This is a genomic window from Mycoplasma sp. 2045, from assembly GCF_024582715.1.
GTDB lineage: Bacteria > Bacillota_I > Bacilli_A > Mycoplasmatales > Metamycoplasmataceae > Mycoplasmopsis.
This window is the reverse complement of sequence record NZ_CP102083.1, coordinates 519,260-534,386: the sequence shown is the minus strand read 5'-3', so window position 1 is coordinate 534,386 and position 15,127 is coordinate 519,260. Positions and strand designations below refer to the sequence as shown.

The following is a 15,127-nucleotide window of genomic DNA, read 5'->3' as shown; positions in this document are numbered from 1 at the left end:
AACGTATCAAAAATTCTGATACCTTTTTTAGTAGAACAAGGAAGTGGGAAACCACTTTTTACTTAACATTTATTTAAGGAGTATATTATTCAAGCAAAAGGAAAGAAAACACCTTCAGAACATTACGTAAATTCTGATATCCCATTCAAACAAGTTTTTGTAATTGGAGCAGACCAAGAAAAAATAGGTGTAATGTACACATCTGAAGCAATTGAATTGGCAAAAAGCCAGAGAATGGACTTAGTTTTAATAAGCGTTGAACCTAAACCAATCTGTCGTATTCTTGATTACGGTAAATTTAAATATGACCGTAAAAAGAAAAATAAAGAACTGAAAGAAAAACAAACAATTATCCAAAATCGTGAAGTTAGATTAACTGCGATGATCGGAGAAAATGATTTACTTACAAAAAGTAGAAAAGCTAGAGAATTTCTTTTAAAAGGTGACCGTATCAAAGTTTCATTAAAATTAAGAGGACGTGAATTATTGATGAAAGATTTAGGAATCAAGACTTTAGAAAAATTCTTCGCAACATTAGAAGATATCGCTGAAATCACATCAGAACCTAAATTAATCAATAATCGTTTCCTTGACATGAATCTCCAACCAAATAAACAAAAAGTACTTAGATACCAAAAAGAAAAGAATCTTGAATCAAAAGATCAAGATGCTAAAGAAGGAGAATAAAATGCCAAAAATGAAAACTAAAAGTGCGTTAAAAAAACGTATTAAAGTTACAGGAACAGGTAAAATCTTAAGAGAACAAGCTTACCGTTCACACTTAGCACAAAACAAAACTACAAAACAAAAACGTCACTCACGTAAAGCTGCTCTTATGTCTAAATCAGACCTTAAAAGATTTAAAGCTTTAATCTAATCTTGTTAAGTTAATTCATAAACAAGATAATAATTAACATTATTTAAGAAAGGAATTAAATTATGGCAAGAGTTAAAGGTGGAACAGTTACAAGAGCAAGACGTAAAAAATGAATAAAATTAGCTAAGGGATATTTTGGACACAAATCAATCGGTTACAAAGTTGCTAAACAAGCAGTTGTAAAATCTTGAACATACGCTTTCAGAGACCGTAAACAAGTTAAAAGAAACTTCCGTAAATTATGAATCGCTCGTATCAACGCTGCAGTTAGAGCAGAAGGAATGAGCTACTCAAGATTTATTAACGGTTTAAAAAGAGCAGGTGTTACAATTAACCGTAAAATGCTTTCAGAATTAGCTATCAACGAACCAAAAACATTTGCAGTTTTAGTTGATATTGCAAAACAAGCTTAATTTTAAATTGCTATTCACACATCCGAATGGATGTGTTTTATTTTGCTTTTTGATGTCTTAAAATTGCAAAATAAAATCTCGGAATAAACTTCCGAGATAGTATATAAGCTATATAAATTAATTTTGAGGTTTGTCAACAAAGTTTCTAATGATACTTTTAGCTGTAACATCAACATTAGCAAAGATTGGTTTTCATTCTCAATCTATTAATGTATTTTGAGGAACAATATGATCGAAACTAATGTTTACTAATTTATCAAAACTTGTTTCAGTTGAGTTGTCATCAACACCTTTAACAAATTTTTCAGGGTCAAAGTATTTTTCAATTCTGATTGAAACAATTTTAACTTCATCATCAGGTGAAACCATTTCTCTAACTGAATTAATGTTCCCTTTGAAGTATTCTAACTCATTAGGGAAACGTAAGTCGTCAATGATGAATAAACTGCTTTTACCTACTTTAGAAGATTCGCTAGCAATTGATTTAATTTTTTCAAAAACTCTTGAACATCAAATGTTTGTATCGATGTTTCTTCCAACTTCCCCCATAGCGATTCAAAGTGGTCTAACAATTTCTTTGTCTTGACCATTTCAATTAATTTCATCTAAGATTGGTTGAGTAATTTGTTTAATTGGTTGTGCAAAAGATAAAATGTGTGTGTTATCTTCAAATTGAGGTTTTAATTGTTTTGAAAGTTCATTGCTTAATAAACCTTTTCCACTACGTCTTTTTCCATTGATTAAAATAATAACGTGTTTATTTTTGCTCATATTGTCTCCTTGTGAATCTATATAAATTTATTGTTAATAGTGCATTAAATTATGCGTTTTATCAATCTAAATTTGAAATAAAAACAACGATAGAAATTGATTAATTTCTGATTGCTGTAAATGAATTATAAAGACAAAATTTAAAAACAAAAAGAAATAGCTGAAATTTTCACAAAATGTGAAAAATAGGAAAATTACAATTTTTTTGATTAGCAAAATTTACCAATAACATTAGAAAATTAAAAATTTAATTTTATTTCATAAAACTACTTTTATTACTATGCTATAGGTATAAAAGTATCAAAAGTATTATTTTAATTTTTAAGTTATGCTATATAATATAAAAGCAATACATATAGACAGTAACTGTATAAATGCTTATACTTAATTCGTTACCGAGTGTATCTCATTCCTGTTCAAATTGTATTGCATAATAGATTTTGAAGGGAGGCACAAGTATGTCAGAATCAAAATTAAAAGCAGCTAAAAAAGAAGTTGTTTTAGAAATTGTTGATAAAATTCAAAACTCTAAAGCTGTTGCTTTTGCTGAATACCGTGGTTTAACAGTTTCCGAATTAGAAGATTTCAGAAAAGAAGCTAAAAAACTTGGTGTTGACATCAAAGTTTACAAAAACCGTTTATTCAACTTAGCAGCACAACAAACAGGATTTGCTGACTTAGCAGAATACTTAGTTGGTCCAAACATTTTCGCATTCTCAAACAATGACGATATGTCAGCAGCTAAATTACTTACAAAATATGCTAAAACTCACAAATTATTAGTTGTAAAAGCTGGAACATTTGAAGGTAAAGTTATCAACGCTGCAGGTGTTAAAGAAGTTGCTACTCTTCCAACATACGAAGAAGCACTTGGAATTCTTGCACGTTCAATGATGGCACCATTACAACAAATTTCATTATCACTTAAATTAGTAAGTGAAGGTAAAACAGAATAATAAAAATATTTAGTTTGAAAGGAAACATATTATGGCTAAATTAACAAAAGAAACATTCATCGAATCATTAAAAGAAATGTCAATTAAAGAAGTTATGGAACTTGTAGACGCTATGAAAGAAGAATTCGGAATCGACCCTACAGCTGCTGTTGCTGTTGCTGCAGCTCCTGCTGAAGGTGGTTCAGAAGAAAAAACAAGCGTTAAAGTTGTTTTAAAAGCTGACAACGGTAAAAAAGTTGCAATCATTAAAGTTGTTAAAGACTTATTAGGTGTTGCTTTAATGGATGCTAAGAAAATCGTTGACACATTACCAGCTGTTGTTAAAGAAAACATTAAACCAGAAGAAGCTGAACAAATTAGAGCAGCTTTAGTTGAAGCTGGTGCAGATGTTTCAGTTGAATAATATAACTTCAATTAATTCAAATTTATAATTAAAAAACCTTACAAAATCTGTAAGGTTTTTCTTTTTTATCTCATTAACTATAAAAAAAGTGAGAGCTCATGGCTGTACGTGAGACTCTCTTTAAAAATATCTAAACAAAACCACCAGACACAGCACTTCCTCATGTGGCTGCTACATTTCTGTCCTGACCAGGTTAGTGGGTTACTGTTCTGATGGCTTAAATATTATAACACCATTTTTTAATATTCTCTATTTTTTAATTTTAAAATTTCATCTTCAGTTAAATATCTAAACTGACCTTCTTGTAGTGTTTCGTTTTTAATGTCTAAGAAAGCAAATGAAATTCTTTGTAATTTAGTCACTGTTAAATCAAAATGTTTAAACATTCTTTTAACTTGATGGTACTTACCTTCATTTATTGTAAGATTTGCAGAATTATCTGAAAGAATTTGAAGTTTTGAAGGTAAGACAATTTCATTGTCTCCTATGTCAAAACCTTTTTCAAATTCAGTTATTAAGTTTTGGTCAATTTTGTTATCAACTTCAACATAGTAAGTTTTCTCAACATGTTTTTTAGGTGAAAGCAAATCGTGAGTTAATTGTCCATCATTTGTTATTAATAGTAACCCTGTAGTGTCTTTGTCTAATCTTCCAACTGTGTGAATATCTTTATATGAGTTAATGCTTTTGTCTAATAATTCAAAAACAGTTTTATTTAAGTTATCGTAATTTGCACAAACGTAGTGAGCAGGTTTGTTTAGTAAAACATAAATAAATTCTTGTTTAGGAACAATTAATTTATCATCCAAACAAACTTCTTCATTGATTATATTAATAATTGATTTAACCACTTTGTTATCAACTTTAATTCTTTTAGAGGAAATTAACTTTTTAGCATCAGTTCTACTGATGTTTAAGTTAAATGAAAGTCATTTATCTAATCTGGTCATATTATTTTAGTAAAGCATTATAAATGTTGTGTTTATAAACTTCTACTCCTGGTTGAGATAATGGGTCAACTCCAAATAACAATGAAGATAAGATTGCAACAAACTGGAAGAAAGCAAATAAATGAGCTAAATTATTGATTGAAATTTCATCAAATTCAATAATTAAATCATTATTATCAAATGCATTATTTTTAATATTAAAATTAGGTTGATTTTCACCTTTTGTACCTAGGAGACCTAGCTGGTCGAATTTTTTATTGTCTTGATTTAAGTTGTATTTTTTATTGTTAAATACAATATTTGTTGTGATTGAAAAATCGCTATCCAAACTATTTGTATTATTAACAGAATCCTTAATTGTTAAATAACCTTTTTTCTCTTTATTTTCACTTGAGTTATATAATGAACAAACGTATTCAACAAAGGAATCTAATATAAAATCATTATCATTAATAACTTCAACAGTCTTGTTATTGTATCTTGCAAAAATGTATCTAAAAATAGCTGTAAGGAACACAATATTTTCTTTTATTGGTGTGTTCAAGGTCTTTTCAATAATTGAGACAAATGTCTCGATTAATTCTCTTGAATTAAAATTCAAGAATTCAAGTACAAATAATGATGATGAATCAAATATTGAAACATATCTTTCAGGTATGTTTGTAGGTAATTTCAAGAATAAATAATTATGAATTTTAGCCATCTTATTAAGTATATTATCTGCTTCAGTGCTTGCGACTGTAATAAGTGCATTTAACATTTCAATACTATCGATTTTTTTTAAGTTAGCTTCAAGTAGTTTTCTATATTCTCTAAATGAAACAGAGCTTTCAATAGAAATTGCACTCTTTGAAATGTAATAGATAGCAAATTTTTGCCCTATTAATGAAGAAAGTTGATTTGTTAAAACTTCAGGAGAAATGTTGTTTTGTGTAAAGATAATATTAAAAGCAGGTTTATTATTTAAATAATTATTAAAAATAAAATCATAAATCGCTTTAGTAGTTAAATATGATTCTCCATCAGCAATTACAACTAATGTATCTATTTTGGTAGATTTTAAAAATTCAACTTTAGCTTTAATTAACTCTAAGTTAAATTCAAGATTATCATCAATATACTTAAGCACATTAGTTTCTTCATCGTCAGTGTTTTGAAAATTTAAAACTAAGTTGTTATGAATACTGTTAACTTTTTTAATAATTTCATTAATTTTGCTGTGTTTTAATATTGAATTCACATCCTTAAGTTGGATATTTAGGTTACCGAATTTATACATTTTTCTCCTTATTAATAGTGTTAATTAAATTTTATATTTATTTTTAGAGTTCGCTATCTTAAAAGACTTATTTTTATAATAAAATTCGATATTGTCATGATATAAACTAATAATAGTTTATAATATAGAAACCAAATACATATTTACATGTATTTAACATTATTTTATTTAATAATTTAATTAAAAATTACATTATTTATTCATATTTTGGAGGTAATATGAGAGAGAAACAACCAACTTACATATTTGGTTTAGGTGGTGTTGAAGAAATCGGTAAATCCACATTAGTTGTAGAGCATATGAACCATATTTTCTTAATTGACTCAGGGATTAAATTTGCAGACACTTACAACACTGGTGTTAAAGGTATTATTCCTGACTATTCATACTTAAATCAACCTGGAAAAATAATTGAAGGTTTATTCATTACACACGGACACGAAGATCACATTGGTGGTGTTGTTTATTTAGTTAAACAAACAAAAATCAAAAAGATTTTTGCTCCAAGAATTGCAATTCAATATTTAAAACTTAAATTTGAAGAGCACAAAATTACAAGAAAAATCGATTTTATTCAAATCAATAAATCAGACGTTTATAAGTTTGCGAATGGATGTAGAGCTGACTTTTGAACCGCTCAACACTCAATTCCAGATGCATTTGGTGTTAGATTAACTACCCCAAATGGTTCACTTATGTGTACAGGAGACTTTAGATTTGACTATACACCAATCGGAAACTATACAGACTTTGCAAGATTAGATGAAATCGGTAAAGAGGGACTTACAGTTCTTTTATCAGATTCAACTAATGCCATGAGACCTGAGCATTCACCTAGTGAATCAGATATCTTAACTGACTTAGAACGTCATATGCGTGCTGCAAAAAGAAAAATTATTATTACTTCATTTGCTTCTAACTTAACAAGAGTTAAAGTTATTATTGAGCTTGCTGCTAAATTAGGTAAAAAAGTTATTCCATTCGGTCGTTCAATGATCCAAGGAATTAAAATTGGTAGAAAATTAGGTTACATCAATGTTCCGAATGGCGTGATTGTTGATAAAAAAGACTTACCTAACATTAAAGATTCAGACCTTGTTGTTTTAACAACAGGTTCTCAAGGTGAAGAACTTGCTGCATTATCTAGAATGAGTTATGGTAAGCATGCGACAATTAAAATTGTAAAAGGTGATATGGTTATTTTCTCATCAAGCCCAATCCCTGGAAACAGAATGGTCGTTGAGTTGCTTACAAACAGACTTTACAAATTAGGTGCAATTATTAAAGAAAATGGTGTTGATGGTTACTTACATACATCAGGTCACGCTTATGAATGAGAGCATGATAAAATCTTTAAATTAACTAGACCTAAATATTTCCTTCCATACCACGGTGACTACAGAATGTGTTTAGTCCACGGACAAACAGCTATTAAAAATGGAGTCAATCCTAAAAATGTTTTAATACCTAAAAAAGGTCAAGTGTTTGAAATGTACAATAACGTTATTAAGCCAACTAATAAAACAATTAACTTTGGTCCTATTTACATTGATGGAAACACAGTTTTAAACATTTCAGAAAAAATGCTTCAAGAAAGAGCAAAACTTAAAGATAGTGGATTTGTTAATATTGTTTTCTTAATTGACAGAAACAAAAATGCTATCGTTAATAGACCTCAAATCGTAACAAGAGGAAGCTTCTTTGTGAAAACTTCTAAACAATTAATTGAAGAAACAAGGAGAGTTGCTCACGGTGCAGTTCTATACTACATTAAAAATAATCCAGAATGATCTGTTAAAGATTTGGAAAAATTAATTCAAGATAGATTAAGTACATTATTCTACAAGGAAAAACGTAGAAATCCTATTATCATTCCTACAATTATGTTCCTTGACGAACCGACTGATGAAAAATTAGCTAAAGTTAAACTTAACTTCGGCAAACAGTTAGATATTGATGAACAATTAAATGATCCTACAACAAAGAATTTAAGTAAATCACAGAAGAAACAATTACTTAAGGTTAAAGAATCAATTTTTGGCGAAGTTGAAAATGATGAATTAGAAATTGATGAAGAAGATGAAATTTAACCAATAACACTTGAGCACATAGATAAACACTCTATGTGCTTTTATTTTGCGAAAATAAAATCCTAAATTTTACCTGAGTTTCCAAGTTAAAAAGTGTTAAAAAACGAAAACACCTATAAATAAGGCGCTTTCGTTTTTTTGTATTTTTAATTACAATGATAGATTTTCTATAACAAATGAAAAATCTTTATATATTTTGTTTAATTCATAATGATTTGGATCTACATTATTAATGATTTCACCAACAACTTTACCATTTACAGTTTTAGTTGTTACTGTTATAAGTTTTAAAGCATCTATAAACATATTCATAGTTACTTTTTGAATTTCACCATTATCTTCATAGAACTTTTTAAGTTTGTAAATTGAGTATTTTAAAACAATTAACGCTAAGAAACACAAGAAAACATGCGCTTGAATGTGAGAATCTTTATGAACAAACATCGGCCTAACTTCAAGGGAAGATTTCAATGTTCTAAAACTTTCTTCAATTTTTCATTGTTGTCTATAAATTTCATTAGCTCTTTGTGCTGTTAAATTAGGTATGTTGGTTTCAATCATATAGAAACCATCTTGATCAGCTATTTTTTAATTTTAGAGTAATTTGATTTGGCAATTGTTTTACCTTCAACATCCATATATTTTTCTTATATTCTGGAACAAGATCGCTTAAGCAAATTACATTATTTATTGATTTTTCTCATATTTTGCTATTGAAAAGCTCTTTTATTCTGTCAAGCTTTTCTTTGCTGGGCTAAAGTAAACTATTTGTTTTCTAAGAGTTTGATTAAATCTTTTCTTTTTCTATTGTTTGCTCAAACAGATTCCACAAATCTGCTTTTTGAAAACATTTCATGTTCCAACATATAATCTTTATCTTCAATGATGAATCTTTTATCTGCTTCGCTAAGGTTATCAATACGTTTTTGGACGATGTATTTATAACCTTTCTGCTCTAAAAATCTTAAGTTAGCATTTTGACTAATTCCTCTGTCAGCAATGATTGTTAAGTCTTTAATCTTGTAAATTCTTTCCATTTCAATTAAAAACTTAATTAAAGTTTGTGAATCGGCAGTATTTCCTTCAAAAATTTTGTAATGAAAAGGTATTCCATTATTGTCTGTTGCCATTGCTATTACAATTTGGTCTTCATCATGTTTGCCGTCTTTTGAAAAACCTTTTTGTCTTACACCTTTTCTTGAAAAACTTTCAAAATAAACAGTTGTATTGTCAAAGTGTAATTGTTTACTGTTTCTATTAGTTAATTGCTGTAATTTATTGTAAAGATTGAACAAAATAGTCTCTTTGTTTGTTAAAAAGTGTCAAAATAGTTATAAATTGATGATTTTTTAATTTCAACATTGTTTAAAAAATCATTTTTGTTTTTATATTGGCAAATGTAGCTTCTTGGAAAAATAATTCTGGTTCCAATGATAAATTCAAGAACTTCTTCTAATGATTTGTGCTTGCTTTTTGGCAATGAACTGAATAAATCAAGTTCTTTGATAATTTTATAAATTAAATCAATTCCAACATTTTTAACATTGGTTTCAACAGATGTTGGCTCTAACAATTCAAAAAATTTGCTCTTTGCTTCAACTTTGTTGTTTGTAAATGGAACTAATTTTGCGATTGCTTTTAAATCATCAATGTTTTGCAAAGAATATTTATCTTTGATTTCTTCTCAATAGCCTAGACCAACTAAATCGCCAATTCCTTTACCATAACCTTTTGAAATCCCAATTGCTAAATAGATACCTTTAGGGTTGTTTCTTTTATATAAAATGTAATTGCTCATTCCTTAATTATACACTATTGTCATTGTAATCATTGTAAAAAATAAGAATTTTTTGTTTTTTTACTTATATACATAGTATATAAGTAGAGTTTAAAAATTATAAAAAATGAGCTTCCTACTTGGAAACTCAGGATTTAACCAATAACACTTGAGCACATAGATAAACACTCTATGTGCTTTTATTTTGCGAAAATAAAATCCTAAATTTTATGTAAATTTTCCATATTTTTAAGCAAACTTTTCGAATAATATAAGGTAGTTAAATCAAAGGAGTATAATATAAAATAACCAAATTATTAAGGAGGTTATATGTCTGGTATTATTATTGCTGTGATTATAATTGTTGCAGTGCTTGCTGTAGTAATGCTTGTGATTACAAGTTGTCTTTCAGTGAGAATTGTTAGTGAAACTAACTTCTGCATTGTTGAAAGACTTGGTAAATACAAGAAAACAATGACTAAGGGTGTAAACTTTATGGCTCCTTACATTGACAAAATCAGAGTGAAAAATAACTTTAAGGAAAAAGTTTTTGACTACCCTGCTCAACACGTTATTACAAAAGATAACGCTACTATTCAAGTGGACACGACAGTATATTTAAAAATCTTTGATCCAAAATTATTTGCTTATGGAGCTGAAGATCCGTTTTTAGCTATTGAGTTTTTAACATCAACAACACTTAGAAACTTAATCGGGGAACTCGAACTTGATGAAGCATTAACATCCAGAGAAATTATTAACGCTAAGTTAACTAAAATCTTAGATGAAGCTTCAGATGCTTGAGGAATTAAAGTAAAAAGAATTGAAATTCAAAACATTATTCCACCAAAAGAAGTTCAAGAAGCTATGACAAAACAAATGCAAGCTGAACGTATCAAAAGAGCTCAAATCCTTGAAGCTAGCGCTGAAAAAGAAAGTAAAATTCTTAGAGCGCAAGGAGAATATGAAAGTACAATCTTACGTGCAAAAGCAGAAAAAGAAAGTATGATTGAAAGAGCGACAGGTAAGAAACAAGCGATTGAACTTATTACAACTGCAAACATTTCAACTGAATACTTACAATTACAAAGTATTGAACAATTAGAAAAACTTGCAAATGGTCATGCTACAAAAATCATTATTCCACCTAACTTAGCAGATGTTGCTAAATCAATGTCAGTCGCAAAAGAAGTTTTAGATTTACCTTCTAGAGAAGAAGCTAAAGCAAACAAATAGAAATTAAAAATGAACAGTGTAATTATTAAAAACACTGTTCATTTTTTGATTTTAATTATCCAGCATAAGGAGCAAATAAGATAAGTGAAATTGCTATATTTATAAGAATAATTCAGAATAGAGAAATTCTTCTTTTAGCTAAGTAATATGAACCTAAAATACCTATTGGTACATAGATTTTTAACAGAATATTTTTGTATCCCACAAAATAATTATTGTTTGACCATCCTGCATAACCTTTAGAAGATGAATTAAAGAAAATTTCAGGTACATAAATTGAGATGAATAATTGAATCGCAAGAGCAATAATTATTCCTGAAACAATTGGTTTCATAATGATTAACATATTAGCAATGAAAGTATTAGTTTTAAATTTTTTAATATACTTCATTGCAATTACCATAACGATAATAGCTGGCAAGCAGAAAATTACATAAGTTAAGAAAACTGCTATATAACCTCATCATTGACCAGATGCAACTAAGTAACCTGTAAAAAAGGCAAATTTAGTTGACACAACACCAGGTGTAGTGTTTGAAATTGCAAACACATTATTGATTGCATTTTCATCGATATTTGCTCCAAAAACTTGTGCTAAAAAGTTTCACAATCATTGGAATATTGGCATAAAAACTTGACCACCACCAAAGATTGAAAGCGAAATTAAAATTAAAAGAGGTAAGCAAACTAATAAAGCAGTAAGTAGCATTATTTACCTCCTTTTTTTATGAAGGTAATCCCATTTTCCTCAAGTGATTTATTTAATGATTGCTTATTGATAAAGTGTTTTTTATTTACTAAAAAAACTACAGCAAAGACAAATAAGATAATTACGATTGAGAAAATTGGTAAATTGTAAGGCGATGGAACAAACAAGGAAACACAAATTGAAAAGAGCATAATAATTAATCAAACTGGTAATTTGAGTGATTGTTTAGATTGCTTTATATATCTTTGTGCAAATGCAATCAGAAAAGCAATAATTGAAACAAGCACACCGACTGAAATTATTTTTAAGTACTCGCTAGGTATGTATTTAGTCAAGATAACTAAGAAAATAAATGCAAATATTACGTGAGGTAATATTCCTAATAAAGTAACTAAGGTTCCCTTAAATTTACCTAAAAGACTTATAGATATATATGAAAGCGTTTGGATAACCGAAGCACCTGGAAGCATATTTGTAACAATTACAATATCATCCATTTCTTCGTTAGTTATTCATTTTTTATTATCAACTGCTTCTTTTTTGATAACTGGTAAAAGGGCATTACCTCCACCGAATCCAATAAAAGTAACTTTGATAATAAATCAAAACAATTCTCAAAAACTAACTTTTTTCTTATTTTTATTCATTATGTCTCCTATTTATTTAGCAATATTTTATAGTTTTTTCAAAATAACTAAACAATAATAAAAAGTTTAATGATTTTTCTCATTAATTTAGATGAATTTAAGAATTTTTAAGATTTTTATGACTATAAAATAAATAAAATGCTATTATATATTTGCATCAGTCGACAGCTGCATTTTATGTAGAGGAAAGTCCGTGCTAACACCATCTGCGATGATGGTAGTGATCGTGCTAAGCCAAATAAGCTTAGGTTATGCATTATGTGTATAAACGACTAGTGCCACAGAGACGAGAAATATGAAACGGGTAAACTCCACGAGTTAGAAACTCAAATTTTGGTAGAGGAATCATTATTTTAGAACTGAATAAAATAATGGAGTGACATTAAGTCATTAGATAAATTGTCGACCTAGACAGAACACGGCTTATAGATGCAAGCATTCAGGCAACTGAATGTTTTTTTATTTAATATAAAAAATCCACCAAATGATGGATTAGTTAAATATTTGATTTACTTGTTCTTTGATGTGTTCATCAACGTTATTTGGTTCAGTTTGATTAATTGGAGAAACTTTTGTTCCAAAGTATTTAATTTCTTTTGAATCATTACCTGTTAAGAATTTAAATGTTCCTTTTAATCAATCAGAGTGATTGCCTCAAGTGTATCAACCCTGTGGTGCACCTTGAGTTGAAACTATAACTGTATTTAAGTTAGTTAATAAAGGAATTGCATCACCTTTCTTTGAGTATTTGTAACTAAATGTTTTATTAGCAACTGAAATAGCATCGATAAAATTTTTAACTATGACACTAGGTCCAAAGTTAATCATCGGGTTTGAAATGATTAATAAATCAGTTTCTTTAAGTTTTTGAATTCATCTATCTGATTCAACATCTGTGTAATAAGTTGTAAATGTTTGCTTAGTTAAAAAATGTTCATTTAGCTTTGTAGTTGATAAGTCCACTCTTTCGATTAATACATTTTCTTTTGATTTAATCGTCTCTTCAATGTAATTTAAAATGTTAGTTGAGTATGATTTTTCATTTTGTAAAAGATTTCCATCTAAAATTAATACTTTTTTCATATTTCCCCCTTAAATTTTATAAAAAGTTAATATTTAGTTATTTTTTAGCTTAAAAAATAACTTTTTATATTAGTTATATTTTAGCAAACTTTTAATAATAGGTATGATAAAACACAAAAATAATATAAAAAGTTGGTATTAATTAACAAATACCAACTGTAAAAATTATTTAGTAGAGTAACCAAATTTTTCAAGTGCATCTGCATCATCGATTCATTTTTTAGCTATCTTAACTTTTAAAGTTAATGATGTAGGAATATCGAATTGATGTGCAATTTTCTTTCTAGCAACTGTACCTATTTTTTTGATTTTTTCACCGTTTTTACCTATAACCATACCTTTTTGAGAAGCTTTTTTAACATAGATAATTGCATCAATATCTAATCTGTCTTCAGATTCTTCAAATTCTAGAACTTCAACAGCAATTGAGTGAGGTAGCTCTTCATAAAGCTCATTAATTGCAGATTCACGAATGATTTCTTTCGCTATAAAACGCATAGATTTGTCTGTGATGTATTCAGGATCGTATTGAGCTTCACCATCGTAAGCGTATTTTTCAATTTCACTAATTAAAGCGCTAATTGATTTAGGATCGTTTACATCAGTAGACATAATTGTTTCAAAACCGTGTTCTTTAAGCTCTTTGATTTTATCAAGTAACTTTTGAGGATCTTTTTTAATTTTGTCAATCTTAGAAATAACAGCAATCTTGTTTTTTACGTGCTTGATTTTTTCTAAAATCATTTCATCACCTTTACCAATTGCTTCATCAGCAGGAGATAAGAATAAAAGAATATCTATGTCTTTAGTTGCATCATAAGCATTTTTGTTTAAAGCTTCACCAAGTTTATTTTGTGGTTTATGGATACCAGGTGTATCAATGAAAATGATTTGTAAATCATCTTCTGTATAGATACCTGTAATTTGGTCTCTGGTTGTTTGAGCTACATTAGTAACAATTGCAACATTGTAGCCGATAATAGCATTAAGAAGACTACTTTTACCTACGTTTGGTCTTCCTAAAATACTTGCAAAACATATTCTCATAATTATTTAATTGTAATTTCTTCAGCTCTGATGCTGTATGGAACTAATTCTTCAACTGTGTTAACTCTTAATTGTTTTCCATCATTACTGTATTGGTAAACTTTCGCATCAAGAGGCATAAATTCAGTCATAACTTGTCTACATCCAGCACAAGGGCTAATGATTTCATTTTTTCCACTAATAATGTGAATTTCTTTAAATGCCCCAACTTTTCCACCGTATGCTACTGAACCAAACATAGCACTTCTTTCAGCACATAAACCTGATGGATAAGCAGCGTTTTCAACGTTAACTCCATAATATTCTTTTCCATCTTCTCCAATCAAAATTGCAGCTACTGGGAATTTTGAATATGGTGTATAAGTATATTTAAGTAAATCTTTTAATTTTTCAAATGTCATATTTGTACCTTCTTTCCTTGTTATTTTTAAAGGATTAAAAATATCATCAACAATTTTATTCATTTGTATTCTTTCGTCTTCAATTTCATGATCATATCCAGCTAAGTGGACTAATCCGTGAGTGAATAAGTAACAGAATTCTCTTTTAATTGAGTGTCCAAAATATTTTGCTTGTCTTACAACTTTGTTTCAACAGATAACTAACTCTCCAAGATGAATAAACGGAAGTTCATCATACATAGAACTATCATCAAATCCAAATGAAAGGATGTCAGTTACGTAATCTTTGTTTCTGTATTCTTTGTTTAATCTCTTAATTTTTTGAGGAGAAACTAATGAAACATCAACAATGATTTGTTTTTTGATACCGAAGTATTCTGCAAAATTTTTGATAATCTGCTTCATTTCTTTTTCGAAAATAATTGCATCTTTGATTTTCGAATTAATAGTTAATGATACTTTTATCTTTTTCATACTTTATAATTATA

The 15,127-nt window shown here is 28.4% G+C and carries 15 protein-coding genes, 2 other RNA genes and 1 pseudogene; 8 read left to right on the top strand and 10 right to left on the bottom strand.

Translation table 4 applies throughout. From position 1 onward, the window contains the following. The first annotated feature begins 69 nt into the window (after nucleotides 1–69). The 3 genes from infC (at nucleotide 70) to rplT (ending at nucleotide 1,290) form a co-directional block, all read left to right on the top strand. Nucleotides 70–687, top strand: coding sequence for a translation initiation factor IF-3 (infC, locus tag NPA13_RS02135; protein WP_257089781.1), 618 nt, complete (start codon nucleotides 70–72; stop codon nucleotides 685–687). A gap of 1 nt (nucleotide 688) precedes the next feature. Then, on the top strand, nucleotides 689–877 hold the full coding sequence (rpmI, locus tag NPA13_RS02130) for a 50S ribosomal protein L35 (RefSeq protein ID WP_257088789.1): 189 nt from the start codon (nucleotides 689–691) through the stop codon (nucleotides 875–877). A 62-nt stretch (nucleotides 878–939) separates the two neighbouring features. Beyond that, nucleotides 940–1,290 (top strand): 50S ribosomal protein L20, encoded by a 351-nt coding sequence (gene rplT / locus NPA13_RS02125; protein ID WP_257088787.1) that lies wholly within the window; start codon nucleotides 940–942, stop codon nucleotides 1,288–1,290. A 117-nt stretch (nucleotides 1,291–1,407) separates the two neighbouring features. Here rplT and NPA13_RS02120 read toward each other — a convergent pair whose 3' ends face one another. Then, entirely contained in the window at nucleotides 1,408–2,061 is a 654-nt protein-coding gene (locus tag NPA13_RS02120) for a hypothetical protein (protein WP_257088785.1), read from the bottom strand. Between the two features lie 458 nt (nucleotides 2,062–2,519). On the opposite strand from NPA13_RS02120, the gene rplJ reads away from it, so the two are divergent. Beyond that, nucleotides 2,520–3,017, top strand: a complete 498-nt coding sequence (gene rplJ, locus NPA13_RS02115; protein WP_257088783.1) for a 50S ribosomal protein L10 — start codon at nucleotides 2,520–2,522, stop codon at nucleotides 3,015–3,017. A 31-nt stretch (nucleotides 3,018–3,048) separates the two neighbouring features. Beyond that, nucleotides 3,049–3,420, top strand: a complete 372-nt coding sequence (gene rplL / locus NPA13_RS02110) for a 50S ribosomal protein L7/L12 (RefSeq protein WP_257088781.1) — start codon at nucleotides 3,049–3,051, stop codon at nucleotides 3,418–3,420. A 129-nt stretch (nucleotides 3,421–3,549) separates the two neighbouring features. Here rplL and ffs read toward each other — a convergent pair. The 3 genes from ffs to NPA13_RS02095 form a co-directional block, all read right to left on the bottom strand. Beyond that, nucleotides 3,550–3,644: signal recognition particle sRNA small type (gene ffs, locus NPA13_RS02105), an RNA gene on the bottom strand. 15 nt (nucleotides 3,645–3,659) lie between these two features. Continuing rightward, nucleotides 3,660–4,370, bottom strand: a complete 711-nt coding sequence (locus NPA13_RS02100; RefSeq protein ID WP_257088779.1) for a pseudouridine synthase — start codon at nucleotides 4,368–4,370, stop codon at nucleotides 3,660–3,662. 1 nt (nucleotide 4,371) lies between these two features. Then, a complete protein-coding gene (locus tag NPA13_RS02095; RefSeq protein ID WP_257088777.1) occupies nucleotides 4,372–5,649 on the bottom strand; it encodes a hypothetical protein in 1,278 nt (425 codons plus the stop codon). Nucleotides 5,650–5,867: 218 nt separating this feature from the next. On the opposite strand from NPA13_RS02095, the gene NPA13_RS02090 reads away from it, so the two are divergent. Then, on the top strand, nucleotides 5,868–7,739 hold the full coding sequence (locus NPA13_RS02090; RefSeq protein ID WP_257088775.1) for a ribonuclease J: 1,872 nt from the start codon (nucleotides 5,868–5,870) through the stop codon (nucleotides 7,737–7,739). 150 nt (nucleotides 7,740–7,889) lie between these two features. Here NPA13_RS02090 and NPA13_RS02085 read toward each other — a convergent pair. After that, nucleotides 7,890–9,537, bottom strand: a pseudogene (locus NPA13_RS02085) (IS1634 family transposase). Nucleotides 9,538–9,846: 309 nt separating this feature from the next. Here NPA13_RS02085 and NPA13_RS02080 point away from each other — a divergent pair. Continuing rightward, on the top strand, nucleotides 9,847–10,752 hold the full coding sequence (locus tag NPA13_RS02080) for an SPFH domain-containing protein (protein WP_257088773.1): 906 nt from the start codon (nucleotides 9,847–9,849) through the stop codon (nucleotides 10,750–10,752). 55 nt (nucleotides 10,753–10,807) lie between these two features. Here NPA13_RS02080 and NPA13_RS02075 read toward each other — a convergent pair whose 3' ends face one another. Together NPA13_RS02075 and NPA13_RS02070 are read right to left on the bottom strand one after the other, a co-directional pair. Continuing rightward, a complete protein-coding gene (locus NPA13_RS02075) occupies nucleotides 10,808–11,461 on the bottom strand; it encodes a chromate transporter (RefSeq protein WP_257088772.1) in 654 nt (217 codons plus the stop codon). Then, nucleotides 11,461–12,108 carry a chromate transporter gene (locus tag NPA13_RS02070; RefSeq protein WP_257088770.1) on the bottom strand — a complete coding sequence of 216 codons (648 nt, stop codon included), beginning with the start codon at nucleotides 12,106–12,108 and terminating at the stop codon, nucleotides 11,461–11,463. Before NPA13_RS02070 ends, NPA13_RS02075 begins: the two co-directional genes overlap by 1 nt. 153 nt (nucleotides 12,109–12,261) lie before the next feature. Here NPA13_RS02070 and rnpB point away from each other — a divergent pair. Further along, nucleotides 12,262–12,539, top strand: an RNA gene (gene rnpB, locus NPA13_RS02065) — RNase P RNA component class B. 61 nt (nucleotides 12,540–12,600) lie between these two features. Here rnpB and NPA13_RS02060 read toward each other — a convergent pair. The 3 genes from NPA13_RS02060 to cdd form a co-directional block, all read right to left on the bottom strand. Beyond that, nucleotides 12,601–13,191 carry an FMN-dependent NADH-azoreductase gene (locus NPA13_RS02060; protein WP_257088768.1) on the bottom strand — a complete coding sequence of 197 codons (591 nt, stop codon included), beginning with the start codon at nucleotides 13,189–13,191 and terminating at the stop codon, nucleotides 12,601–12,603. Between the two features lie 165 nt (nucleotides 13,192–13,356). After that, nucleotides 13,357–14,238 carry a GTPase Era gene (gene era, locus NPA13_RS02055; protein ID WP_257088766.1) on the bottom strand — a complete coding sequence of 294 codons (882 nt, stop codon included), beginning with the start codon at nucleotides 14,236–14,238 and terminating at the stop codon, nucleotides 13,357–13,359. A 2-nt stretch (nucleotides 14,239–14,240) separates the two neighbouring features. Beyond that, a complete protein-coding gene (gene cdd / locus NPA13_RS03090; RefSeq protein ID WP_373457110.1) occupies nucleotides 14,241–15,113 on the bottom strand; it encodes a cytidine deaminase in 873 nt (290 codons plus the stop codon). Nucleotides 15,114–15,127: the final 14 nt, after the last annotated feature.